Annotated in this window: 18 protein-coding genes and 2 riboswitches; of the genes, 2 read left to right on the top strand and 16 right to left on the bottom strand. The window is 57.6% G+C overall.

Annotated elements, in window-relative coordinates; all coding sequences use genetic code 11:
• Positions 1–47: 47 nt before the first annotated feature.
• From pstB to ACFSR7_RS01775, 5 genes are all read right to left on the bottom strand, one after another.
• A complete protein-coding gene (gene pstB / locus ACFSR7_RS01795) occupies positions 48–776 on the bottom strand; it encodes a phosphate ABC transporter ATP-binding protein PstB (protein WP_378159060.1) in 729 nt (242 codons plus the stop codon).
• A 304-nt stretch (positions 777–1,080) separates the two neighbouring features.
• Positions 1,081–1,968 (bottom strand): phosphate ABC transporter permease PstA, encoded by an 888-nt coding sequence (gene pstA / locus ACFSR7_RS01790; RefSeq protein WP_378158660.1) that lies wholly within the window; start codon positions 1,966–1,968, stop codon positions 1,081–1,083.
• Complete coding sequence (gene pstC / locus ACFSR7_RS01785; protein WP_378159059.1) at positions 1,965–2,897, bottom strand: phosphate ABC transporter permease subunit PstC; 933 nt, start codon at positions 2,895–2,897, stop codon at positions 1,965–1,967. The genes pstA and pstC overlap by 4 nt, the downstream gene beginning before the upstream one ends.
• A gap of 85 nt (positions 2,898–2,982) precedes the next feature.
• The gene (locus ACFSR7_RS01780; protein WP_378158659.1) at positions 2,983–3,912 is read right to left on the bottom strand and encodes a PstS family phosphate ABC transporter substrate-binding protein; all 930 of its coding nucleotides are present in this window, start codon (positions 3,910–3,912) and stop codon (positions 2,983–2,985) included.
• 124 nt (positions 3,913–4,036) lie between these two features.
• Positions 4,037–5,269, bottom strand: coding sequence for a methyl-accepting chemotaxis protein (locus tag ACFSR7_RS01775; RefSeq protein ID WP_378158657.1), 1,233 nt, complete (start codon positions 5,267–5,269; stop codon positions 4,037–4,039).
• A gap of 192 nt (positions 5,270–5,461) precedes the next feature.
• A riboswitch (cyclic di-AMP (ydaO/yuaA leader) is annotated at positions 5,462–5,613 on the top strand.
• 146 nt (positions 5,614–5,759) lie between these two features.
• Between ACFSR7_RS01775 and ACFSR7_RS01770 the strand changes: the two genes are divergently transcribed.
• Positions 5,760–6,437, top strand: a complete 678-nt coding sequence (locus tag ACFSR7_RS01770) for an HAD family hydrolase (protein ID WP_378158656.1) — start codon at positions 5,760–5,762, stop codon at positions 6,435–6,437.
• Positions 6,438–6,498: 61 nt separating this feature from the next.
• A complete protein-coding gene (locus tag ACFSR7_RS01765; RefSeq protein WP_378158655.1) occupies positions 6,499–7,770 on the top strand; it encodes a mannitol-1-phosphate 5-dehydrogenase in 1,272 nt (423 codons plus the stop codon).
• An 87-nt stretch (positions 7,771–7,857) separates the two neighbouring features.
• Here the strand turns inward: ACFSR7_RS01765 and queF are convergent, their stop codons facing one another.
• The 11 genes from queF to ACFSR7_RS01710 form a co-directional block, all read right to left on the bottom strand.
• Complete coding sequence (queF, locus tag ACFSR7_RS01760; protein WP_378158653.1) at positions 7,858–8,355, bottom strand: preQ(1) synthase; 498 nt, start codon at positions 8,353–8,355, stop codon at positions 7,858–7,860.
• A gap of 13 nt (positions 8,356–8,368) precedes the next feature.
• A complete protein-coding gene (gene queE / locus ACFSR7_RS01755) occupies positions 8,369–9,073 on the bottom strand; it encodes a 7-carboxy-7-deazaguanine synthase QueE (protein ID WP_378159058.1) in 705 nt (234 codons plus the stop codon).
• A 46-nt stretch (positions 9,074–9,119) separates the two neighbouring features.
• Positions 9,120–9,584, bottom strand: coding sequence for a 6-carboxytetrahydropterin synthase QueD (gene queD / locus ACFSR7_RS01750; protein WP_378158652.1), 465 nt, complete (start codon positions 9,582–9,584; stop codon positions 9,120–9,122).
• Positions 9,584–10,249, bottom strand: coding sequence for a 7-cyano-7-deazaguanine synthase QueC (gene queC / locus ACFSR7_RS01745; RefSeq protein ID WP_378158651.1), 666 nt, complete (start codon positions 10,247–10,249; stop codon positions 9,584–9,586). Before queC ends, queD begins: the two co-directional genes overlap by 1 nt.
• A gap of 132 nt (positions 10,250–10,381) precedes the next feature.
• Positions 10,382–10,425, bottom strand: a riboswitch (PreQ1 riboswitch).
• Positions 10,426–10,770: 345 nt separating this feature from the next.
• The gene (locus tag ACFSR7_RS01740; protein WP_378159057.1) at positions 10,771–11,379 is read right to left on the bottom strand and encodes a polysaccharide deacetylase family protein; all 609 of its coding nucleotides are present in this window, start codon (positions 11,377–11,379) and stop codon (positions 10,771–10,773) included.
• Positions 11,380–11,519: 140 nt separating this feature from the next.
• Positions 11,520–16,454, bottom strand: a complete 4,935-nt coding sequence (locus tag ACFSR7_RS01735) for a sugar-binding protein (protein ID WP_378158650.1) — start codon at positions 16,452–16,454, stop codon at positions 11,520–11,522.
• A 140-nt stretch (positions 16,455–16,594) separates the two neighbouring features.
• Positions 16,595–18,142 (bottom strand): extracellular solute-binding protein, encoded by a 1,548-nt coding sequence (locus ACFSR7_RS01730; RefSeq protein WP_378158649.1) that lies wholly within the window; start codon positions 18,140–18,142, stop codon positions 16,595–16,597.
• Between the two features lie 78 nt (positions 18,143–18,220).
• Positions 18,221–19,102 carry a carbohydrate ABC transporter permease gene (locus tag ACFSR7_RS01725; protein WP_378158648.1) on the bottom strand — a complete coding sequence of 294 codons (882 nt, stop codon included), beginning with the start codon at positions 19,100–19,102 and terminating at the stop codon, positions 18,221–18,223.
• A 12-nt stretch (positions 19,103–19,114) separates the two neighbouring features.
• Positions 19,115–20,080 carry an ABC transporter permease gene (locus ACFSR7_RS01720; RefSeq protein WP_378158647.1) on the bottom strand — a complete coding sequence of 322 codons (966 nt, stop codon included), beginning with the start codon at positions 20,078–20,080 and terminating at the stop codon, positions 19,115–19,117.
• Between the two features lie 91 nt (positions 20,081–20,171).
• Positions 20,172–21,986 (bottom strand): cache domain-containing sensor histidine kinase, encoded by a 1,815-nt coding sequence (locus ACFSR7_RS01715; protein ID WP_378158646.1) that lies wholly within the window; start codon positions 21,984–21,986, stop codon positions 20,172–20,174.
• Between the two features lie 37 nt (positions 21,987–22,023).
• A complete protein-coding gene (locus tag ACFSR7_RS01710; RefSeq protein ID WP_378158644.1) occupies positions 22,024–23,640 on the bottom strand; it encodes a response regulator in 1,617 nt (538 codons plus the stop codon).
• Between the last annotated feature and the right edge of the window lie 27 nt (positions 23,641–23,667).

Here is a 23,667-nt window from a genome sequence, read left to right as displayed (position 1 = left end):
GCACCGCCTCATGTCGATCGCCCGCGGTCGCTTTAGGTCGGTTGCGATCAACCGAAGCGCCCGGAGATATAGTCGTCCGTCGACTTGCGCGACGGGTTGGTGAAGATTTTGTTGGTCTCGTCGTACTCGACCAGATCGCCGAGGAAGAAAAACGCCGTCTTGTCGGACACCCGCGCAGCCTGATGCATGTTGTGCGTGACGATGACGATCGTGTAGTCCTGCTTCAGCTCGGCGATCAGCTCCTCGACCTTGGCGGTCGACACGGGATCGAGCGCGGAAGCCGGTTCGTCCATGAGCAGAATGTCCGGCTTGACGGCAATCGAGCGCGCGATGCACAGACGCTGCTGCTGGCCGCCCGACAAGGCGAGGCCCGATTGATGCAGCCGGTCCTTGACCTCGTCCCACAGCGCGGTCTTGCGCAGGCACTCCTCGACGAGCTGGTCGAGCGCCGCCTTCTTCTTCACGCCGTGATAGCGCGGACCGAACGCGACGTTCTCATAGATCGATTTGTGGAAAGGGTTCGGGCGCTGCCACACCATCCCGATCTTCTGGCGAAGACGCACGACGTCCGTATGCGGATCGCAAATGTTATGGCCGCCGATCCAAATCTCGCCCTTGATCGAAGCGCCGGGGATCAGGTCGTTCATCCGGTTGAGCGAGCGCAGGAACGTCGACTTGCCGCAGCCCGATGGGCCGATCAACGCGACGACCTGGCGATCGGGGAATGCCATGCTGACCTGCTTGATCGCCTGCTTTTCTCCATAGAAGACGGACAGGTCCTTCGTGTAAAAAGCGGGCGGCGGCGCGGCTTGCGTCCGCGCTGTCCCGCTCGCTTCGGGCTCGGACGGCGCCGTCTGCGGCTTCTCGGCAGGCACGGATGGCGCAGGAGTCGCCGAAGACTCGGGTTGCGCAAGCGGTGCGGAAGGCACAGGCGGCAAGGCGGTTCCCGCACTTACGCGCGGCGGGATCGGCGCGCCGGCGGCCGGGCGGGATGCGCGTTCGGCTTCTGTCTTATCGGTCGCGATCGTACTCACGATGAATTCCTCCTTTAAGGTTCCGGGTGGTCGGACGCGGCGGGGCTTAGCGTCCCGCCGTCAGCTTGCGGTACAGCGCGCGTCCGAACCAGCGGGCGCCCAGATTGAAGAGCAGCACGGTGATGACGAGCACGGCCGATGCGCCTGCGGCGATCTGTGCGGCGTCCGGCGCGAGGCCTTCGCTGTTAACCTTCCAGATGTGCACGGCCAGCGTCTCTGCCGGACGGAACGGATTGAGCGGCGACGTGTGGTGCAGCGGATTCCAGTCCGTGAAGTCGAGGCGGGGCGAGCTCATGCCGGCCGTGAACAGCAACGCGGCGGCTTCGCCGAATACGCGGCCTGCCGCGAGAATCGTGCCCGTAACGATGGCGGGCAGCGAGATCGGCAGCATAACCGTCGTGATCGTGCGCCAGCGGGACAGTCCGAGCGCAAGCCCGGCTTCCTTTTGCTCGCGCGGCACGGCGCGCAGCGCCTGCTCCGTAATCCGCACCATAAGCGGGAGGTTGAACACGGTCAGCGCGAGCGCGCCGGACATGAGCGAGAGCCCGAGGCCGAAGCGGTTGACGATAACCAAAAGTCCGAATAAGCCGACGACGATCGACGGGAAGGAAGACAGCACCTCGACGATCAGGCGGATGAAGGCGGTCAGCCGGTTCTGCTTGGCGTATTCGCTCATATAAATGCCGGCGCCGAGGCCGAGCGGCACCGTGATGATCATCGTCAGCACGAGCAGGAACAGCGAGTTGAACAGCTGCGGACCGATACCGCCGCCTGCGCGGATCGATTCGGGCGCGGAGGTGAGGAAGTGCCAGCTGATATGGCCGACGCCGCGGATGAGGAGATAGCCGAGCAGCGCGGCGAGCAGCACGATGATCAAAAAGCCGATGCCGACGATGACGCCGGTCATGATGCGGTCTACGGACTTGGCCTTCATGCGTGCTTCACTCTCCTCTCCAGCAGTCGTACGACGAATACGAACAAGAATGTCATGATCAGCAAAATGAGCGCGAGACTCCACAGTGCGTTGTTGTGCAACGAACCGCTCGTCGTGTTGCCCATCGACAACGTGATGATACTGGTCAGCGTCGCGGCGGATTGCGTCAGCGAGTGCGGGATGTGCGGCGCGTTGCCGATAACCATCTGCACGGCTAGCGCTTCGCCGAATGCGCGTGCGATGCCCAGTACGACGCCGGTCAAGAGCGACGGCAGCGTCGTCGGAATGACAAGCCTCGAGATCGTTTGCCAGCGGGTAGCGCCGAGCGCGTAGGAGCCTTCCTTAAGTCCGGCCGGCAAGCTGCGCAGCGCATCCGTCGCGACGGTCGTGATCGTCGGCAGGATCATGACGGACAGCACGATTGAGCCTGCCAGAATACCGACGCCCTGACCGGGAAAAATATCACGCAGGAACGGCACGATGACGCTCAGGCCGACGAAGCCGTAAACGACGGAGGGAACGCCGGCGAGCAATTCAATCGCAGGCTGCAAAATATTTTTGCCAACTTTGGGCATCATTTCGGTCATAAAGATTGCGGCGCATATGCCGAGCGGTGCGGCAATAATGGCGGCCAGCAGTGAAGTTGCGAATGAGCCGAACAGAAACGGCAGCGCGCCGAAGCGAGGCGTGTCCGCTTCCGGCGACCATTTGAGGCCGCCGAGCATCTCGCCGACGCTTACGCCCTGGCTCGCGAACGGCGTCAAACCTCTCGAAGCGATGAAGTAGACGATCGAAAAAATGATCACGATCAGCAGCAGCACGCAAAACATTACGTAACCTCTGCCGCGGAGTTCCTCAAGCTTGTGCTTCGGAAATTTGCCGCGTCCGTCCTTCGCGATGGCATCCGCCGCTTGGCGGGTTTGGGTCATGTTCATGCGAGCCTCTCCTTAACGTGGCAAGAGAGGCGCCCGTTTTCAGGTCCGCCTCTGCCGGCTATTCTTGTAAGTTATTTAATTATTTGTTGGTTACGTTGCCTTGCACGTCGCGCGTAACCTTCATGTCGCTAACCGGGATGTAGCCCAGATCCTTAACGTCGGTGCCTTGGATATCGTCGCTCAGCATGTAGTCGAGGAATGCCTTCAGTGCGCCGTCAGGCTCGCCCTTCGTGTACATGTGCTCGTAAGCCCATACCGGATAAGTGCCGGACGCTACGTTTTCAGCCGTTGCTTCTACGCCTTCGTACTTCAGCGCTTGGATCGTATCGTCGAGGTAGGACAGTGCCAGGTAGCCGATGGCGCCAGGCGTTTCGGAGACGAGCTTGCGAACCGTACCGGATGCATCTTCCGTGATCGAGTCAGGCAGATCTTCCGACTTCGCGCCGAGCGCGAAGTTTTCGAACGTTGCGCGCGTGCCGGAGCTTGCAGGACGGTTGACGAGGACGATCTTCTCATCCTTGCCGCCGACGTCTTTCCAGTTCGTTACTTTGCCGGTGAAGATGTCGACCAGCTGCGCCTTCGTCAGGTTGTCCACGCCTACGTCCTTGTTGGATACCGCTGCGATCGATACGACTGCGACTTGGTGATCGACGAGTTCCTTCGCCTTGTCAGCGTCGGCGTCCTTCAGCTTCTCTTCTGCGAATACGTCGGAGTTGCCGATTTGCACGGTGCCTTCTGCAACTTGGGACAGGCCGGCGCCGCTGCCGCCGCCGTTGACGGTGATCGTGACGTCCTTGTTGAGATCCATGAACTTCTTCGAAGCTTGATCGACCAGCGGTTGAAGCGCGGTCGAGCCCGCTGCGCTGAACGCGCCGCTGATGGCTGCGCTGGCAGGCGCGCTGGAGGATGCGCCGCTATTGCTTGCGTTATTGGAATTGTCGTTTTTGCCGCAAGCAGCGAGCGAGATGCCAAGCGCGAGCGTCGTCAGTACGAGCAGAGATTTTTTCAAGAGATAGAGCCCCTTTCAAATTGTGTTTATATTTGTTTTGCTCTCAAGCACATCTCTGATTCTAGCGACCATTCGTCAATCTTGTATTCGTGCATTGTTAACGCAATGTAAAAAATGTAGAACGTTAATATTTTTCTTCGGGAGATTCGTTCATTTGAACCGCGAGCTTGGCGACTTGCGCCGCGATCTGCTCCGACATGACCGACGCTTCGCGCGAAGCAACCGCGAGATGTTCCGTGCTCTTCGCATTTTCGGAGCTGCGCGTCCACAGCCGGTTAAACGTATTCTCCGCTTTGTGCACCTGCAGCAGTCCGCGATCGGCGCCTTCCTTGCCTTCGCGCACATGCGCGGCGGCGGCCGCGGCCGAAGCTGCCATCCCGTTCAGCTGTTCGCGAATCTGACTGGCCTGGGACTTGGTCTGATCGGCAAGCTGGCGTACTTCCTGCGCGACGACGGAAAAACCGAGGCCGTGCGAGCCGGCTCTTGCCGCTTCGATCTGCGCGTTGATCGCGAGCAGGTTGCACTGGTCGGCCAGCTGCGCGATGAGCTTGGCGATGCCGACCGTGTCCGACACGCTGGCGAGCAGCTCGTCCACCGATTTGGCCTGTCGTTCCGCCGTCTCCGTCCACAGGCGGAACAGCCCCAGCATCTCGGTCAGATCTTGCTGGCCATGCTCGGCCAGCTCTGCGACCTCAAGACTCCCCGTGCGTGATACCGACGCCTCGCCGGCGAGGCGATCGACCGCGCCCCGAATGTCGCGCAGCATCCGTTCGGCGCCGCGTACGGTCGACATCTGGCGTCCGGCGAGCTCGCGCCGGAGCAGCCTCGAGAGCTGCAGCATGTCGCTGACCGTAAGGACGCCTGTAAAGGCGCCGCCGCTCGTCATCATGACCGCATCGTAGATCCGCTCCTCGTCCCGCGACATCGCGCGGTCGATCAGCTCCTGCGGCGACAGGTCGGTCTCGGCGATCATCGCCTTGCTATCCATCAGCTTGGTTACGGGCTTGTCCGCGAACAGCGGCATGCCGTACAGCGAGCCGATCAACTTAAAGAAGCGATGCCGCATGACGATTCCCGCAGGTTCGCCGGTCGCCTTCACGACAGCGACGCACTCGAGCTCATGGCGTCTGCGGAACAGCTCGGCCATCTCGCCGCAAGTCTGCTCCGGCGACACCTGCGGGCAGGAACGAATCCACTCCGCAAGCGCGACGGACGGATAATGTTTGGCGAATTCCGCGGGTTCGGCTTTGTTTACGGCCGCAATCTCCGGAAGCTGCGTGCTTCGTTCTTCCGTTTTTAAGCGGGGCGCCTCGTCGGCCGCCCGGGATTTCGTCTTTTCTAATAGAAGCAAACTCATGCTCCCAGCCCCTTATCCGCTATTCTTGACCCGCTCAGTTTATCAGCGGCTTGTCAACACGGCGTTAGAGGAACAATGGAGAAATGTAAATTATCCCTTTTTTAACGAACTTCGCGATGACAGCGAATTCATTTTGAATGACACCGCATACATCGTTTAACCAAACTTGACAGCCTTTGGATGGACCTTTAACATGGACGTAAGCTTAGTTTCCGGCACGGCCGGAGAGCGGGGGAACCACGTTTTGGGGCGAATCGAGACAGGATCGCAGGAGATCCGGTCAGTAGGGTACCATCTTACCCGAGTCCGTCAGCTAACCTCGTCAGCGTTTGAAGATGGGTCCATTTGATTTTCTAAATTTCATTTAGAATCCGCGGCCCTTCAGGTTTGAAGGGTCTTTTTTATTTTCTGCCAGCGGCCCATCGCCGGCGTCCCCCCTCTCGCCGTTGTTCGGAAGAGCAGAACAACTCCATGGAGGGATTTGAAACTTATGACTATCGCATCGCAAACAAAAGCTGTTATTTTCGATTTTGACGGTACGATCCTCGACACCGAGACTGCATGGTACGAAGCTTTTAAGTCCGCATACCGGGAGTACGAGGTGGACTTGTCCCTGGACATGTACGCCGGCTGCATCGGCACGAGCCTCCACAAGTTTAACCCCTACGAATATTTGATCACCGATCTCAAGCTGCCGATCGACCCGGATTTATTCCGCGAGTCGGTGCACGAGCTGCACGGCAAGTTGATGGAACGCGAACAAATGCGACCCGGCGTTCTTCATTTCCTCAATAGCGCGAAGGCGGCCGGACTCAAGATTGGACTTGCTTCGAGCTCCCGCAGAGAATGGGTCGAGACCCATCTGAAGAAGCTGGGAATCCTCGATTACTTCGACTGCATCCGCACCGCGGACGACGTCAGCGAGGTGAAGCCGAGTCCGGAGCTTTATATGCAAGCGCTGCGTGCGCTCGGCGTGTCCGCCCTCGAGGCGATCGCGATCGAAGATTCCCCTAACGGCGCCAAAGCCGCCGAAGACGCAGGCATCCGCTGCATCGTAACGCCTAATCCGTTGACCAAGCGCCTTGAATTCGGCGACTGCCTTCGCCGGGTCGAATCGCTGCTGGAGCTGGATTTTCATCGCATCGTCAACGAGGCGGTTGCCGGCTGATCCGTTATGTTTTCGCAATATTCTTACTATTATTCTAAAAATGAAAAAGGGGCGAGGTCATTTGAGTGTTCGCGATGAAACTGTCGCTGCAAGGCATACTGAACGAGTATCCGCGCGGGCTTACCCGCGTCCGCGCAATCAAAAGCCGCTGGCCGTGCACTTCGGTGCCAGCAACATCGGACGGGGATTTATCGGCATGCAGCTGTCGAAGTCGGGTTACGAAGTGTGCTTCGTCGCCCGCAACGAGACGCAGATTGCCCGGCTGAAGCAGCAGCAGCAATATACCGTGACCTACGCGGACGAATCCGAACAGACCGAAGTTGTTCGCAACGTTACCGCCGTTCACATCAAGAACGGCGAGGAGGTCAAGCGCCGTATTTTGAACGCAGATATTTTGACCACGGCCGTAGGCGTGGCTTCGCTGCCGGCGATCGCCGCAACGATCGCTGCAGCCTTGGAGCGCAGATTGGCGACGCACAGCCATCCGCTGTATATTATCGCATGTGAAAATGCGGTCAGAGGCAGTACCCAGCTTAAAAAGCACATTTATGAAAATCTGTCCGCCAAAGGCCGCGCCCGCGCAGACCGCAGCGTCATTTTCCCCGATTCCATGATCGACCGCATCGTTCCCGCACAGCCGAGCGACGATCCGCTTGCCATCAAGGTCGAGCCCTTCTACGAATGGATTATCGACCGCAAACCGCTGCGGCCTGACTTTCGCCGCATCCGCGGCGCCATTTTTGCCGACAAGCTCGAACCTTATATGGCGCGCAAGCTGTACACGGTGAACACAGGGCATTGTGTGGCCGCTTATCTGGGGCATAGGGCTGGTTGCCATACGCTCCAAGAAGTGCTGAAGCGCGCGCCGCTGCGTCGCAAGGTCCAACAGACGCTGGAGGAGACCGGAGAGCTGCTCGTCCGTAAATACGGTCTGGACCGCGACGAGCATCGCCTTTATATCGACAAAACGCTGGAGCGCTTCGCCAATCCGGCGATTGTAGACGACGTCACGCGGGTCGCGCGCTCGCCGCTGCGCAAGCTGTCGCGCGGCGAACGAATCGTCCGCCCGCTGCTGGAGGCGCACGAGCTCGGACTGGCGGTCCCCCATCTGACCGTTGCAGCGGCTGCGGCGATTTTGTACCGGTACGCCGGCGACCCCGAGTCCGTTCAGCTGCAGGATGCGCTGCGCGCAAACGGATTGTCCGCCTTCATCGCGCAGCACATGGGCATTCCGGCCCGGCATGCGCTTCATGCCGAGCTTGTCGCGGCGGTAGGCGAGCTGCGCACGCATAGCTTGAGCTGCGTAAATAGCGTAAATAGCGCAAATAGCTAGCACGTTAAAAGGAGCTGCCCAGGCAGTCCGCTCGATGCGGACTTTCAGGCAGCTCCTCGCGTATATGTCGGCGGCTTTCCGTTCAACCTATCGGTTGTCCACCTTTTCCGGGTACAGATCGTGATTCAGCAGCCGATGCTCGGCCATCGCCTCGTATTTGGTGCCAGGCTGTCCCCAGTTGCAGTAAGGATCGATGGAGATGCCGCCTCTCGGCGTAAACTTGCCCCATACTTCGATATACCGCGGCGCCATCAGTTCGATAAGATCGTTCATAATAATGTTCATGCAGTCCTCGTGAAAATCGCCGTGGTTGCGGAAGCTGAACAAGTACAGCTTGAGCGACTTGCTCTCCACCATCTTCACATCCGGAATGTACGAGATATAAATCGTTGCAAAATCCGGCTGCCCGGTCATCGGGCAAAGGCTTGTAAATTCGGGACAGTTGAATTTGACGAAGTAGTCCCGGCCCGGATGCTTGTTGTCGAACGATTCCAGCACCTCGGGCGCGTACGTGCTTGCGTATGCAGTGCCCTGGTTGCCGAGGAGCGATACGCCCGCCAGCTCTTCTTTGCTTCTTCCCGCCATCGTTGCGGCCTCCTTATACGCCTTTTTTGTTCCCCCAGATCCAGGTGTGCAGCTGAGGCAGTACGTGTACGTCGCGCAGACCCGAATCGGCGACGACCCGTTCTACCAGCCACTCGTATCGCGCCAGCAAATAGGGCAACAGCTGCTTGCGATCCTGCTCGCCGAGCCTATCGTTGCCTGCCTGCAAATAAAACGAAATGCCGGGAAAGCGCCGATGCACGTCCGCCGCGTAAGCCAGGTCATGCTCGTCAAAGACGACAACCTTTAAGCTGAAATCGCGGCCGCCCTCCGCAAGACGCGCGACGATTCGCTCAAGCGCGGACCAATCCGTCGTCATGCCGGAGCTTGGCGGCTTAGGCGATATCGTCAACTCGTCGATCTCCATGAACCAATCCTGCCATTTGCTGCCCTGCGTCTCCAGGGCGACGACCGCTCCCGCCGTGCGAAGCGCGCCGATCAGCGCGCCGAGCTGCGGCAGCAGCGCGGGATTGCCGCCCGACAGCGTCACGTGATCCGGCGCGGATCCGTCGAGCGCGGTCAGCTCTCGTACAACATCGTCCGGACTCATCATGCGAATATCGTCTTTGCCGGTGCCGTCCCATGTGAAGGCCGAATCGCACCAGCTGCACCGATAGTCGCAGCCGGCCGTGCGGACGAATCTCGTCTTCCTGCCGATAACCATGCCTTCGCCCTGAACCGTCGGACCGAATATTTCCATCACCGGAATGCGGCCTATGCGGCTCTCCTGCGGACTCGGCGCTTGCTTAAGCACGCTCGTCACCCGCCGGTCGCTTGTGAACTTTCGGCCACGGCCGATAAACACAGTAGCTGGTCGGCGTCTCCCGCAAAAACACCTGCAGGCAAACGGCATGATTGGGCCGCCCGTCCAGATGGCGCTGCACGAGCTCGCATATCGTCTTTGCCACGACCTCCGTCGTCGGAAAACGGTTCGGGTCCTCCGCGCTAAAGCTGTCCGTATCGTCATTTAGCAGAGTATGGTCATAGCGAGTATGAATAAGCGTCTTCATATCCGAAAAATTCACGAGAAATCCCGCTTCATCCAGCGTGTCTCCGGCGACAGTGACGTTGACGAAGTAGGTGTGGCCGTGTACTTGACTGCATTTGCCTGCCGTCTCTGCCGGTATGAAGTGCGCTGCGGCAAATTGTAAATCCTTGTTCAGCTCGTAGCGGTACGGATGCGGAACGACCGGATAGATCTGCTGAAGCATCAGCGTACGCCCTCCTTTGCAGCTTCGCCAAGATAGATTGCCAGACCGTTTGCGCGAAGCTTGCAGGCAGGGCACTCTCCGCATCCTGAGGCGGGAATGCCGTTGTAACAGGTCAGCGTGCGATCTCTGACGAATTCAAACGCGCCGAGCCGGTCGGCCAGCGCCCAGGTCTGCGCCTTGTTCAGCCACATGAGCGGCGTATCGATGACGAACGGATAGTCCATCGCCAGATTCAGCGTCACGTTAAGCGATTTAATGAACACGTCGCGGCAGTCTGGATAACCGCTGAAATCCGTTTCGCAGACGCCGGTCACGATATGCTTGGCACCAACTTGCTTGGCCAGCACGGCGGCGAAGCTAAGGAAGAGCAAATTGCGACCGTCTACAAAAGTCGTAGGCAGCTCGCCCTCTTCCTGCTTGATCTCGATGTTGCTGCGGGTCAGCGCGTTCGGCGTCAATTGCCCGAGCAGCGACATATCCAGCAGATGATGGCGCACGCCGAGCTCTGCCGCGATTGCGGCGGCGATCTCCGTTTCCAGCGCATGCCGCTGACCGTATTTGAAGGTGACGGTCTCCACCTCGGCGAAGTTTTCCTTCGCCCAGAACAGACAAGTCGTACTATCCTGGCCGCCGCTGAATACGACGATCGCTTTTTCCTGTTTCATCGTTGCACGCTCCTAGTTGGGCATCAGGAGAGAGGCTTTCGAATTCCCGCAACCAAAGAAACGGCGCGAAGCGGGCCTATAGCCGCTTCGCGCCGAACGTCAAAAACGACAGCGCCCGTAACGGGCCGCCGCTTTTGCATAGTTTTTTATAGAGGGAGTTCGCGAACCTCTCCCGGCGCTGCCGGCCGTTCGTTTAGAACAGCCTCGCCCGGAATTATTCTTTAGTTGTACGGTGGTAATATACCACACTCGGCCAAACCGCCGCCAGCAACTTCTAAACGGTTGGCGCATGTAAAATACTGGAACACAGAGACTGGACGATACTTTTTTTCACTTCAGCCCACTATCCCATCCGCTCAGCGATGTACTTCGATCACGCATGTCGTCCCATTATCCCATTGGCTCAGGTCGGGTCGGGTCAGGTCAGGTCAGGTCGGGTTGGGCCGATTCGTACAAGCTGAACCGATGGGATAATGGGATAACAAAAAAAACGACTGCGTAGCCCTGCTACGACAGTCTCCCTACGATTCCGACAGCCGCAAGAGCTCGCTGACCGTTACGAGCCTATAACCTTCTTCCGTCAATTCGTTGGTCAAAATTCGAACGGCTTCGATGGTTTGGGACCGGTCGCCGAAGCCGTCGTGAAAGAGCAGGATACTTCCGCATCCAACGTGCTTTCGCGTAGCTTCGAGAATATGATCGACGCCTGGCGTGCCCCAGTCTTTGGCTTCTCCGTTGAGCGCGCCTATGACCCGATACTTCAGTTTTGTCGTAATCGTGTGTACGTCCGGATTATAATCCAGGTAAGGAGGACGCATAACCGATGGACGGACACCTGTTATCTTTGTAATCAAACTATCCGTATCGAACAGCTCGCGCTCGCATTCGTCCAAGCCGATTTGCGTCATATAAGGATGGGAATATGAATGGTTCCCGATCTCATGGTTCCTGACATGGACCTCCTTGACGGTCTCGGGATAAAGCGCCATTTGTTTACCCATCATGAAAAACGTAGCGCGACCGGAAACCGTATCGAAAAGATCCAGCAATTGCGGCGTATAAATGGGATGCGGACCGTCGTCGAACGTAAAAGCAACCGCTTTTTGCGATGTGGAAACGCGGCGTATGATCTCCACCTTCCATCTCCTCCTCTCAGTTATTCCTTTGACAGCCGGTCCGGTACGGGCAAGGCTTGCATCCCTCTGCCGCATACCGGAACCGACGTCATAAGCAACTAGCGGATGCTTCCTTGGCTTCCTTCGCTTCTCGCTTACGGCGCCAACAGCTTTAATTCTCCGAAGGCGGACGTATTCGTCCAGTTCGCGGACTCGCCGGCCCATACCGTTTGGCTGCTTCGGCCGTTGCCGTCATCCTCGTCATTGTTCGCAACGTCAAAGCCGATTACCATCCCCGCGGATGGCGTGATGCCAAGCGAGCTCCACGGAATCGCCAGTTCCACGCTGTATCCGCCCGTAATCGTAGCCCATGCATGCTGCACGCCGCTTGTGAGGCTTCGCGCCTCGAACAGCGCACTGTCGTTCCAGCCTTTGATGAACTGCCGGTCATAGCTGTCGTAGGTCGTGCCCTTGTTATGATTGCCGTCAATATAAATCTCGACGGAATCGTCGGCATAGGGCTCCGGCGAATTGTTGTACAGATCGGCGTCGAGGACGGTGATTCCGACGTACAAATAATTGTCGTCCCACAACACGCCGAACTTCGTCGTATTGTTGCCGATACCGCTCACGTCTTTGCTCACTTGTTTAGTGATGGTCCATGCCGATTCGTCCAGCGTGCCGTCGACTTGGATGGCGGCATTCGTTTTGGCGACGGAGAGCAGCGTGTAGGATGCATCCATCGTGACGCTGACCGTGTTGCTCGCGGCAGACACGTTGTTTTCCGCGTCTTTCGCTTTTACATGGAAGGTATAGCTGGCTTCCGGCGTTAACCCGGTGACCGTATAGGTCGTCGAAGCAACCGATGCAACCAAACTGGCGCCGTTGTAAATCTCGTAGGCGGTTACGCCGACATTGTCCGTCGAAGCCGTCCAGGACAACATGGCCGACCGGTCGGTGTGCGAGGGCGACGTCAAGTTCGTCGGGGCCGTCGGAGGCTGCATATCTCCAATTGAAACGGAGGAAAGCTGCAGGCTCCCGAAAGCGGACGTATTCGTCCAGTTGTCGTTCGTTCCCGCCCACATCAGCTGGCTGTCCCGGCCGTTGCCGGTGTCCGAGTCGTTGTTCGCCACGTCGAAGCCGACGGTCAAGCCGGCGGTCGGCGCAAGGCCGAGCGAGCTCCACGGAATTGCCAGCTCTACGCTGTATCCGCCCGGAATCGGAGCCCATCCATGCAACACGCCATTCGGCATCGTTCGCTGCAGCCAAAGCGTGCTGTCGTTCCAGCCTTTAACATACTGCTGGTCGTAGCTGTCATACGTCGTACCCTTATTGTTGTTGCTGTCGATATAAATCTCGATTGAGTCATCGTTGTAGGGCAGCGTAGAGGTATTGTACAGATTGCCGTCGAGGACTTTGACGCCCACGTATAAATAATTGTTGTCCCACAAGGCGCTGAATTGGGCCGTATTGTTCGGCGTGCCGATGATCGCTTTCTTGGCTTGCTTAAATCCGGACGCTGACCAGCCCGCTTCGTCAAGCGATCCGTTCACGGTCACGACGGCGATCGTCTTCTTCGCCTGATACGAATACGGATCGGTCGTGACGCTGAGCGCGGCACTCGCCGCGGATACGTTGCCGGCCGCATCCTTCGCCTTGACGCTGAATGTGTAAGCGGTATTCGCCGCAAGGCCGGTCGCGGAATACGCGTTGGACGCGACGGTCCCGATCAAAGTCGAGCCCCGATACACTTCGTATTGGGTGACGCCGACATTGTCCGACGAAGCGTCCCACGCCAGGTCCGCCGTCGTCTCGCTTTTTGACGTCAGGCGCAAATTGCCGGGAGCCGTCGGCGGCGCAAAATCGCGGTCGTGAACGACTTTTACGTCGTCGAATTCCACGCTTGTTTTAAAGGCGTACAGGCCGATTTTACCGGAGGTAAGACTCGTATCCGTAACCGACAATTCCTTGAACCCGTTCACGTAAAAGTCGAGTGTGCTGTTGTTCAATACTGCCGTGAACGAGTATACGACGTTTGTCGTCATCACATAATTTTTCGCAGTCAGGATCGTGACTGCTCCGTTCACCGATTTGCCGATCTGCAACTTGCCCGCCTTGACCCGGAAGTAGTAAAAGTTGCCCGGATCCTGGTATCGAGCCGTAATGCCGGCGGCCAGATCGCTGTCGTTCTGAGTAAGCTTAATATTTGTTTCCATGCTGTAGTTGGAATAGCTGCTTGCATCGACCGTACTGAACGCATTGTCCGTCGGCCAGGAGGATTGCCTGTAAACCTTGGAGCCCCCCGACGTTACGACGGACCATATCCCGTTTACGGAGGTCCAGCCGTCCGCAACACCATCCTGAAAATCGTCGCTGAAGGCGAGCGTGCCCGGACCTGCCGCGGTTGTCGCAGCAAGCGTATTGCTGGCTGCAGACGTGCTGCCTGCGGCGTCGAACGCACGAATCGTAACCGAATAGGTTCGGCTTGGCAGCAAGTTCGTGAGCGTGTATGTCGTGCCCGAGGTAGCGGCCACTTGCTTGGAACCGACGTACAGGTTGTAGCCGACGACACCGGACATATTGGACGGCGGGCTCCAGCTCAGCGTCAGGCTCGTGAGCGTAGCCGATGTCATCGTCAGATTCGTCGGCGGCGCCGGCGGAGACGCCGTCGTCACGCTAATCGCATTGCTCGCAGTCGACAGATTGCCCGCGCCGTCTTTGGCTTTTACCGTAAATGAATAAGTTGTGTTAGGCGTTAAGCCGCTTACGGTATAGCTGGTGCTCGAAGGCGTCGTGGTGGCTCCGACATACGTGCCACCGTTATAGATGTTGTAGCCCGCCACGCCGGTATTGTCGGTCGAAGCCGTCCAGGACAGGTTTACGGTCGCCGACGTATGCGACGGAGACGACAAGTTCGCAGGGGTCGACGGCGGCTCCGTATCGGTCCCTTCGCTCATCAAGGTATCGCCGTAATAAACGCCGTTGCCGTTCGTTCCGATATAGACGCGCCCCCAGGTTTGGCGGTCGCCTTCCATCGTATTGGCTTCGTCGCCGATCGCAGGGTCGAGCACGTCGATCTTCATCCAGGTGGCGCCGAAGTCGTCGGAGCGGAAAATGCCGATGGTATTGTCCACCTTGCCGTATACGAAAACGGTAGGGTCCGTAGCGCCAAGCTTGTTTTTACCGAATGCAAACAGCGTCGCCTGCTGTACGTTCGGCACCTGCGTCCAGGTATCGCCTGAATTGCCGGAGCGCCACAGCCCTCCCGCATCCAGGCTGGCCCACAGCTCGCCCGCCTTGCCCGGGGCTGCCTTGACGCTGAAATACGCGGGCGTCTTGTTCAGCGATACCGGTATTGTGGAAGCAAGCCCCCAAGAAGCCCCGCCGTCCGTACTGCGGAACAATTTCCACGTCCCGCGTTCCAACAGATAGAACGTGTTGTTGTTGACCCGGTCCGACGCCAGCGGCTGGTACCAGACCCAAAAATCGTGTACGGCTCCGGACGGCGCGCCCGTGCCCGGTGTCCACGACTGTCCCCGATCGGTCGAATAAAGCGGACTGCCGTACTGGGGTACCCAGACCATCGTCTCGCTGCCGGCCGATACGGCGATGCGTCCCGCTATGCCCGGCGAACTGGGAAACGCCGTCCAGGTCGCCCCGTTGTTGGTGCTGTAGCCGCCGCTTGCCGTGCTGGCATAACGCGTGGTGCCTACCCGGGCGATGAAGTTCGGATTGCTCTCTTGAAAATCGATGGATACCGTATCGCCCATCGTCGGGCCGCCGAATTTGGCGCTTGGAAACGCCGTGAGCGACGTATGGCGCAAGCCGTCGACATCCGCGTGCCCGCTCAGCAGCGGCGCGCCGATCGGGGTGCTGCGCAGGGCGAACGTCACCACTTCCTCGTGGCCTTCTTCGTACGTATACCAGTGGGACGGACTTGCCGTTATATCGTCCGTACGCCAGGTGCCGTAGAAGTCGGTCAGCCACACCCGCTTCGGATCATGGGGATCGATGGTCAAGGTGGACGTATTGGCGGCAAACCAGTTACTCGTCCACCAAGGCACGTTTTGATGCTTGACGAAGGTGATCTGCGTCCAGTTCGTGCCGCCGTTCGTCGACCGGTAGATCGGCGCCGGCGTGTTCGAGCCATCCTCGATGGCCGTCATCACGATGTTCGGGTTGGTTGGATCTACCGTAATGCCGTTGTATCTCCCAGCCGACGGAGGCGTAATATCAGTCCATACGCCGCCTGCATACTTGCCGACGCCCGACTCGTAAGTTACGTACAGGGTGCCGCCGGCAAGGACGGCCCGACGAGGCGTCAACGGGCTTCCGGCCATCAGCGTCCACGATGCCCCCCCATCCGTGCTCCGATAGATGCCCGTGCCCTTGACCCCGACATAGATCGTTTGCGACGGATTGCCCGGAGATCCCGTGCTCTTGTCGAACAGTACGAAATTGAGTCCGGTCGGATCGGCACCGACGGTCGGGAAGCTCGTCACCTGCTGCCACGAGCCGTTGCTCGCGCCGGACGTGCTCTTCCACAGCCCGTCGTACCGGGTTCCCATATAGACGATTTGACCGTCGTTCGGATCCACGGCAAGCCGCTCGCCCAAATCCCGGCCCGATCCGTTGCCATAATGCCTGGGACTAAAACCGGTCGGCGTCCACGTGGCTCCCCGGTCCGTCGACTTCAGAACATCGGCTGGCGCCCCTACATAGTTGTATTTGCCCGCTGCGACGTACACCACGTTCGGATCCGACGGATCGAGCGCGATGCTGTCAACGCCGTAATAATTGTATTTCTCGCGTGGAACCGCATTCAATAGCGGGATCCACTTCTGGTTGGCCGCGTCCCAGCGCAAGGCGCCGCCGACGTCGGTGCGAATGTAGACAAGGTCAGGCTCCGTCGGATGAATGGCGATCCCGGTTACGAAGCCGCCCCCGCCGATGCGTACGTTTTGCCAGTTGTAGGCTTCCGGTTGAGCGGCATTGAGGGATTTAACATTGAACAGCAGCATACCGATCAGAAAAAAGAGCATCCATACAACGCGCGATTTCCATCTTTTCGATAATTCCAAGCCGATCATCCCTATTCCCTCCCATAATGGATATCCACTTGCCCGACTTACAGCGTTCGTCCCCCCTTTCGCGAATGGACTTTTAAAAATGCATGGCGAATGCGGCAGACTGCCCGTTTTATGCAACGCCTGCAGACTGCCGCGCTTCGTTATTTTTTCACCGTCGCGTACCAGGCGTTGATTTCGTCGTAGCTCGTCTGGCCGCCCGCCTTTTTGTATTTGTCCGTGAAGGCGTCGAATCCCGTCAGTTGCTCGGCGCCGACGATTACTTTGACGGCATAGTCGTTGACCATCTGGCCGAGCTGCGCGTCTTCTTTGGAGTAATCCGGCAAATAAGGCGCCAATCCCAGCGGATTTTTCTTGAACGCTTCCGGCTTCTGCTGCTTGTTCAGCGCTTCCCAGCCTTTGTAAAGCCGCTCGTCCTTGCGAACGCGAGCCTGCCAATAGATCGGATAGTTTTTCTCGTCGATGCCGGTCAAGTAGTTGCTGGCTGAGCCGCGCTCGTCATTGAAGATCGGCAAAATCGGATAATAGTTCCCGTCCTTGAACGTATGGTGCGTGCCCTCCAGGCCGATCGCCATGTTTTTGAACGTATCCGGGTCCAGCTTGGCATCGATCCATTTGATCGCATCTTCCGGGTGCTTGGAAGACTTCGGAACAAAGGTGATCCGGTCGAATCCGGATGACTGGGCCAGACCTGCCTGGCCGTCTTTGCCTGCCAATGCGGGAATGTAAACATACGTGGCTTCCGGGAAGTTTTTCTTAAGCGCATCGTCGATCTGCGGGATGTCGGCCCAATGCAATACGATGACGCCCGCCTTGCCGTTCGTGAACTTTTCCTTCACCGTCGCGTCCTTGTTGATCGCGAACTCCTGATCGAGCAGCCCTTGTTTGTACAGATCGGACATATACGACAAATAGTCTTTAAACGAAGGATTCATGGCACGGGGTACCAGATGGCTGTCCACATCGTTCCAATCGTTGACGATACCAAAGGCGCCGACGATGTTGTCGACCATCGGAACGTCGCCCTTAATGGCCATCGGGATGTTTTTGGCTCCGTTGCCGCCGGGATCCTTTTCCTTGAACGCTTTGAGGACGGCCGTCAGCTCGTCAAGCGTCGTCGGCACCTGCAGGCCCAGCTTATCAAGCCAATCCTTGCGGATCATCAGGCTCGTGCCGACGGATTCGATGGACCTGGTCGGTATCGCATAGATTTTACCGTCAACCTTGGCCATTTCCAGCGTCTCTGCGGACAGCGACGCTTTGATGTTTTTGCCGTATTTCTCGATGAGCGGCGTCAGATCGACCAGCGCGCCTTTTTTGGCATAATCGGCATAGATCGCTTTGGAGCTGCTGTCTCCGCCCGTCGAGACGATGTCGTACGGCTCGGAGGAAGCGATCAGCAGATTGAGTTTATCCTCCGGCTTATCCACCGGGAGCGCTTCGTAATTGACTTTATAGCCGGTCTTCTCTTCCAGCATGGCGGCGATCGGATCTTTCTCGAAGTTGGGACCGAGGCGCATAAGCGCTTTCAATTCGGGCTTGGCGGCTTCGCTTGCAGACGGGGACTGGCTTGACGGAGCAGAGGCGCTATTTTGCGCATGGCCCGCTCCCTCGCCGTTCGATCCGCAAGCGGACAGCAGCATAAGGCTTAGCGTCGCAGGGAGCGCGACCCATTTCATCGTCTTTTTCATCTCTTTTTAAAACCTCCCATGATTATTTTTTCGATTTATCATTAAGCGGCGGTGTCGTCCGCCGGCGTTAATGCAGCATCAACCTTTGACGGAGCCGATCAGTACGCCCTTGATAAAATACTTCTGGAGGAACGGATATACGAGAAGAATGGGCACGGTAGAGGCGACTACGGTAGCGGCCCGGATGCTTTCCGGCGACATGTTCATCAGATCGTCCGCCGATTTGTTGATCGCGTTTGCCGTATCGTTCTCCATCACGACGTCGCGCAGATGCAATTGCAGCGTTTTGAGCGCAGGATCGCTGATGTAAAGCATCGGACTGAAGTAGTCGTTCCAAAAGCCCACCGCGTAGAACAAGGCGATCGTGGCGAGAACGGGCATGCTGAGCGGCAAAATGATGCGGAACAGGATCGTATAGGACCTCGCTCCGTCGATCCGCGCCGATTCTTCAAGCGCTTCCGGAAGCCCTTCGTAATAGCTCTTGATCACCAGCATATTAAATACGCTGATCATCGCCGGCAAGATGAGCGACCACAGACTGTTGATCAGATGCAGCTCCCGAATGAGCAGGTAATTGGGAATGAGCCCTCCGTTGAACAACATCGTGAAGACGAACAGGACCATGATGACGGAGATGCCGGGCAGTTCCCGCTTGGACAGCGGATAGGCGGTGATGGCCGTCACCAGGATGCTGAACAAGGTCCCCATCGACGTCACGATGACCGAAATAAGGAAAGCCCGGCCGAATGCGTAGGAAGTAACGACATTCACCAGCGTATCGATTTGAAAGCCGACCGGCAGCAGATCCACGCGTCCCGACACGAGCGCCCAGTCCGAGCTGACGGATTTGGAAAACACATGGATCATGGGCAGCAGCGTAATCAGCCCCAATACGATCATGAAGCCATAGACGAAGATGTCCAGCATCCAGTCGCCAAACGTTCTTTTATGAATGTGCATGTCAGCTCTCCCTTACCAGATTCCGCGCTTCAGCACTCTCTTGCTGAACCAGTTGCCGGTGACGACGAGAATGAAGCCGACGACCGAATTGAAGAGGCCGACCGCGGTGCTGAAGCTGTAATCCATCTTGCCGAGGCCCGTCCGATAGACATAGGTGCCGATGACGTCGCCGGATTCGTAGACGGTAGGATTGTACATCGTCAGGATCTGCTCCGTACCCGCATCCAGCACGATGCCCAGTCTCAGAATGAGCATCAGGATGATCGTCGGCAACAAACCTGGAAGCGAGATATGCCACATCTGCCGCAGCCGGCTTGCGCCGTCGATCGAGGCCGCCTCGTATTGCTCCTGCTCGATGCCGGCGAGCGCAGCGATGAAGATGATCGCGTTCCATCCGATCTCTTTCCAGCCCGCCGTGAACACGACGACGCTTCGAAATACGCTGTTATCCATGAAAAACTTGACCGGTTCGCCGCCGAACCATTGAATGACGGAATTGACGAGACCGTCGGAGGGAGACAGGATGGTCATGAATAAACCGGAGATGATGACCCAGGACAAAAAGTGGGGCATGTAAATGATCGTCTGGACGGTCCGCTTGAATGCCGTGAAGCGAATCTCGTTCAGCAGCAGCGCGATGAGGATCGGGATCGGGAACAACAGCACGATCTTGTAGATGCTGATGAGCAGCGTATTCGCGAATACTTGCATGAATTCCGCCGAGTGCATGAGCTTGCGGAACTGCGTAAGCCCCACCCAATCGCTCGCCGAGATCCCGTCGAAAATGTTGTAATCCTGAAATGCGATCACGATGCCGTACATGGGGATATATTTGAAGAGGAGCAGTAACAGCAGACCGGGCACCAGCAGCAAATACGTATCGATGTTGCGCCATACCAATCGCCGTCTGCTTGCGCGCTTTTGCAAAGCGGCGGTTCGTTCTGCCTTTTTTTTCAATGGGGCAATCACTTCGTTCATATCATGGTAGCACCTCCTGCACTTATGGCTTCATTTTACCTGCAGGAGGATGGGTCATGTAGATGACAATCCGACACTTTCTCGTCGTATCCTACTCTGTTATTTGCTCCTTCGAAGCCTTCAGACGAATGGTCACGACAGTCCCCTCGCCCGGACGGGAGAGGACCTTAAGCCCGTATTCATAGCCGGCCATCAGCTTGATCCGCTCGTTCACGTTGTAAAGCCCGTACGAACTGCCGCCCCCTTCGGAACGCTCGGATGGACGCGATTCGGACAGCAGACTGGCAGCCAGCTGCTCCTCCATGCCGATGCCGTCGTCCGAGACGGCAATCTCAAGCTCGTCGCCGCTCCGGTGCGCGCAAATGCGGATCGTTCCGGCTTTCCCCTTGTTTTTGCGAATGCCGTGCAGAAGCGCGTTTTCGACGATGGGCTGCAGCGTCAGCTTCGGGATCATGCATGCGTTTGCCTGCGGCTCCACCTCGAATGCAAAATCGAACGTGGATGGGAACCGATTCTGCTGAATTTCCAGATAGACTCTCGCCAGCTCCATCTCGTCCGCTACGCGTACATGATCCTTCCCCTTGTTCAGGCTGAGCCGGAAATAGTCGGATAGACTTTCGATCATATGGCTGATATCGTCGGCATCGCGGGAGATCGCAAGCCAGTTGATCGTGTCCAGCGTATTGTAGAGGAAGTGCGGATTGATCTGCGCCTGGAGCGCGCGAAGCTCGGCCTCCCGCTCCAGCATTTTCGAACGATAAGCTTCCTCCATCAGGTCCTTCACCCGATGCACCAAGTGATCGACGACCCGCTCCAGCAGATAAAAGTCGCCCCCCGTCACGGTACGCGGCTCTTCCAGCCCTTCGACGCCTTCCGTGCGGATTGTCTTGACGACGGACTTGATCCGGAGGTTCATGCCATTGATGACGAAAGCCAGCAGCACGAATACGAGAATCAGGAACATGACGATCATGCCGGCGATCGTCGCGATGCCGGACCACTGACTTAACGCAGTCGTGCGTTGCGTCAGGCCGGATTTAGGCACCTCGAGCACGAGCCGCCAGTCCGCGGTTCTGATCGGCGCAAGCAGCTCGAATAAATCGACGCCGCCGACGGACCGCTCGAGGATGCCTTCGTCGGATTCACTCGCGAGCGCAGACTTGGTGCCGATCAAGGCGCGCTCCGCGCTATAAATGATCGTTCCGCTGCGATTCATGATATAGACGCGGCTGTGCGCCGGAAAATCCAGCTCGGCAATAATGTCGGCGACCGCCTTCTCGGATACGTCGAGCATCAGCACGCCAAGCGTCCTATCAAAATTTCGCGGATGTCTCAGCATCCGGACACAGGAAAAAATCCGCGCCGCCCCCGCGTCCAGATAGTTTTCCTCATATACGCCCGTCCACACGACGCTGCCTCCCGCGTTCAAGACTTCTTCGCGCCAGGGACGATCTATTAATTCTTCCAGCGGAAAAAGATTCAATAAATCGAAGCCGTATAGATTTTCCGGATCGGTAAAAATACGCGCCCTGGCGATGTCGGGCGCCGTCTGTACCGATTCGAGCAAATTGCGCAGCTCCTTCGATTGATTGATTCGCTCGATAATCGGGTGAGCGGGGTCCAAACTCTCATACAGCTTCTGGTTCATGAATAAGGAATTGGATGCGTTTTGCACATAATCGAGCCGCGAGCTCAGGTTAATGCCTGCCTGTTTCAACGTCTGCTTCATGGTCTGGGTCACCTCCTCCTGCAAAATCCGGGAGGACTGCTCATAATAGACGAACAGCATGATGCAGGCCGGCAGAAAAATCAGAAGCCCGTAGGCGAGCATCCACCTCCTGGCCGCCACGATGCCTTCCCACAGCTCGAATGCGCGGCTTCTTCTTTTTCGCAGGACGCTTCTCACCGGCTCAACTCCTTTCGCATGGAACCTTGTTTCTCGTCTATTGCTGTTCCCGGTAAGCGCTTAGCGTTAGCCCGGTCATTTTTTTGAACAGCTTGCCGAAATAGCTCGGATCGGAATATCCGACCAGCTCGCACACCTCGTAGAACTTGATGCGGGGATCGCGCAGCAGCTCCTTCGCTTTCTCGATGCGGACCTTCATCAAGTATTCGTAAATCGTCTCCCCGGTCTCCTGCTTGTATAGGAGGCTGACATAAGTTTGGCTGAGGTAGACGCTGGCGGCAATCTCCGCGACCGATAAGTTTTTGGCGTAATTCTCGCCTATGTATTTTTGCGTATGCTCGATGACGTTGCTCGACCGTCCGCTCCGCTTCTCCTGAATCCAGCTGCATATGCCGAATAAGTAATCGCTTACGAAGCGCTTCATCTCCGCCTTCGTCTCCAGCTTCAGCAGCCCGTCCAGCGTCCGGGCCTCCTGTTCTTCCTTGTCGCGGGTAAGCAGGTTCAATTCAAGCAGCAGCCTGCCGGCTAGCGCAATCATTTGCAGTCCGGCATGCCGGACGTATTTGAAGCCTTCCTTGCGAATCGGCGCCAGCGCTTCGAAGATGCTGTCCAGCTCCGTCTCCAATTGTTGCTTGTCTCCCGACTTCAGACCGGACAGCAGCCGCTCGCTCTGGCGGGAATCGAATCGAATCGGGCCCGCGGATCCGATTTCCAGACTGTCCATCGTAATCACCTGGTTTTTGCCCATATACCACTTTTGGTCTGCCGCTTCCCGGGCATGCCGGTAGGAAGCCGGCAGTAAACCGATATGCTCGACGCGCTCGCCGACGCCGATCGTCACGCTAATCTTCAGCCACCGCTGCACATTGTCGCGAATCGCCTTTGCGAGCGAGAGCAGCGTATCCTCCGGATCCGGCAGCCGGTCGTCAAGCGCCAGTAGCGCTACGTATTCGGCCACTCTGTTCTCGAACGCATACCCGGGGAGGAACCGGTCGATCAGCTCTTGAATGATGTTCAAGAGCGAATAAGACAACAGCTGCTTATCCCGCTCCGAGCGGCCGCCGTACACTTCCGCCGAATCGTCGATCGTTATGGCAAGCACGAGGCACGGCATTCCGAGCGGCAGCGCCAGATTGAGGAATGCCGCTCTTTCCTGCAGTTCGTCGGTATTGGCGATGCCCTCCTGAATCAACGCTATCAGGAACTTCTCGCGAAGCAGCGGCATGCTCTGACTCAGCTTGACCTGCATGTCCTTGAGCAACTGCTTCTCCTTTTCTTTGGCACGCAGGTCCTGCACGACGCCTTCGATAACCTTGCGAAGCTCAGTCCGCTTGACCGGCTTGAAAATATAGTCCGCAGCATGAATCTGCAAGGCCGAACGCAAATAATCCGCGTCGTTGTGGCCGCTGATGAATACGATTTTCGCCTCGGGAAACCGCTCCCGAACGTCCCTCGACATCCGGATGCCGTCCATCGTCGGCATCATTACGTCCGTCAGCACGATGTCGGGCTTCTCCCGTTCGATCAATGCCAGCCCCGTATCGCCGTCGTCCGCCGTCCCGGCCAATAAAATTCCGTATTCGGCCCAATTCACGAATTTGCTTAGCCCGCTCCGGACGGCCGGCTCATCGTCGATAATGACCAATTTATACATAACCCAGCCTCCCTAACCGAACATGAA

It is taken from the genome of Cohnella sp. GCM10020058 (genome assembly GCF_042683485.1).
Classification (GTDB): Bacteria; Bacillota; Bacilli; order Paenibacillales; family Paenibacillaceae; genus Cohnella.
This window is presented reverse-complemented; position numbering and strand designations above follow the sequence as displayed.

What these genes read in the sequence shown, in the direction of transcription:
- pstA (WP_378158660.1), bottom strand. Translation starts at nt 1,968, where the DNA reads ATGAAGGCCAAGTCCGTAGACCGCATCATGACCGGCGTCATCGTCGGC.
- pstC (WP_378159059.1), bottom strand. Translation starts at nt 2,897, where the DNA reads ATGACCCAAACCCGCCAAGCGGCGGATGCCATCGCGAAGGACGGACGC.
- ACFSR7_RS01775 (WP_378158657.1), bottom strand. Translation starts at nt 5,269, where the DNA reads ATGAGTTTGCTTCTATTAGAAAAGACGAAATCCCGGGCGGCCGACGAG.
- ACFSR7_RS01770 (WP_378158656.1), top strand. Translation starts at nt 5,760, where the DNA reads ATGACTATCGCATCGCAAACAAAAGCTGTTATTTTCGATTTTGACGGT.
- queF (WP_378158653.1), bottom strand. Translation starts at nt 8,355, where the DNA reads ATGGCGGGAAGAAGCAAAGAAGAGCTGGCGGGCGTATCGCTCCTCGGC.
- queE (WP_378159058.1), bottom strand. Translation starts at nt 9,073, where the DNA reads ATGGAAATATTCGGTCCGACGGTTCAGGGCGAAGGCATGGTTATCGGC.
- queD (WP_378158652.1), bottom strand. Translation starts at nt 9,584, where the DNA reads ATGCTTCAGCAGATCTATCCGGTCGTTCCGCATCCGTACCGCTACGAG.
- queC (WP_378158651.1), bottom strand. Translation starts at nt 10,249, where the DNA reads ATGAAACAGGAAAAAGCGATCGTCGTATTCAGCGGCGGCCAGGATAGT.
- ACFSR7_RS01735 (WP_378158650.1), bottom strand. Translation starts at nt 16,454, where the DNA reads ATGATCGGCTTGGAATTATCGAAAAGATGGAAATCGCGCGTTGTATGG.
- ACFSR7_RS01730 (WP_378158649.1), bottom strand. Translation starts at nt 18,142, where the DNA reads ATGAAAAAGACGATGAAATGGGTCGCGCTCCCTGCGACGCTAAGCCTT.
- ACFSR7_RS01725 (WP_378158648.1), bottom strand. Translation starts at nt 19,102, where the DNA reads ATGCACATTCATAAAAGAACGTTTGGCGACTGGATGCTGGACATCTTC.
- ACFSR7_RS01720 (WP_378158647.1), bottom strand. Translation starts at nt 20,080, where the DNA reads ATGAACGAAGTGATTGCCCCATTGAAAAAAAAGGCAGAACGAACCGCC.
- ACFSR7_RS01710 (WP_378158644.1), bottom strand. Translation starts at nt 23,640, where the DNA reads ATGTATAAATTGGTCATTATCGACGATGAGCCGGCCGTCCGGAGCGGG.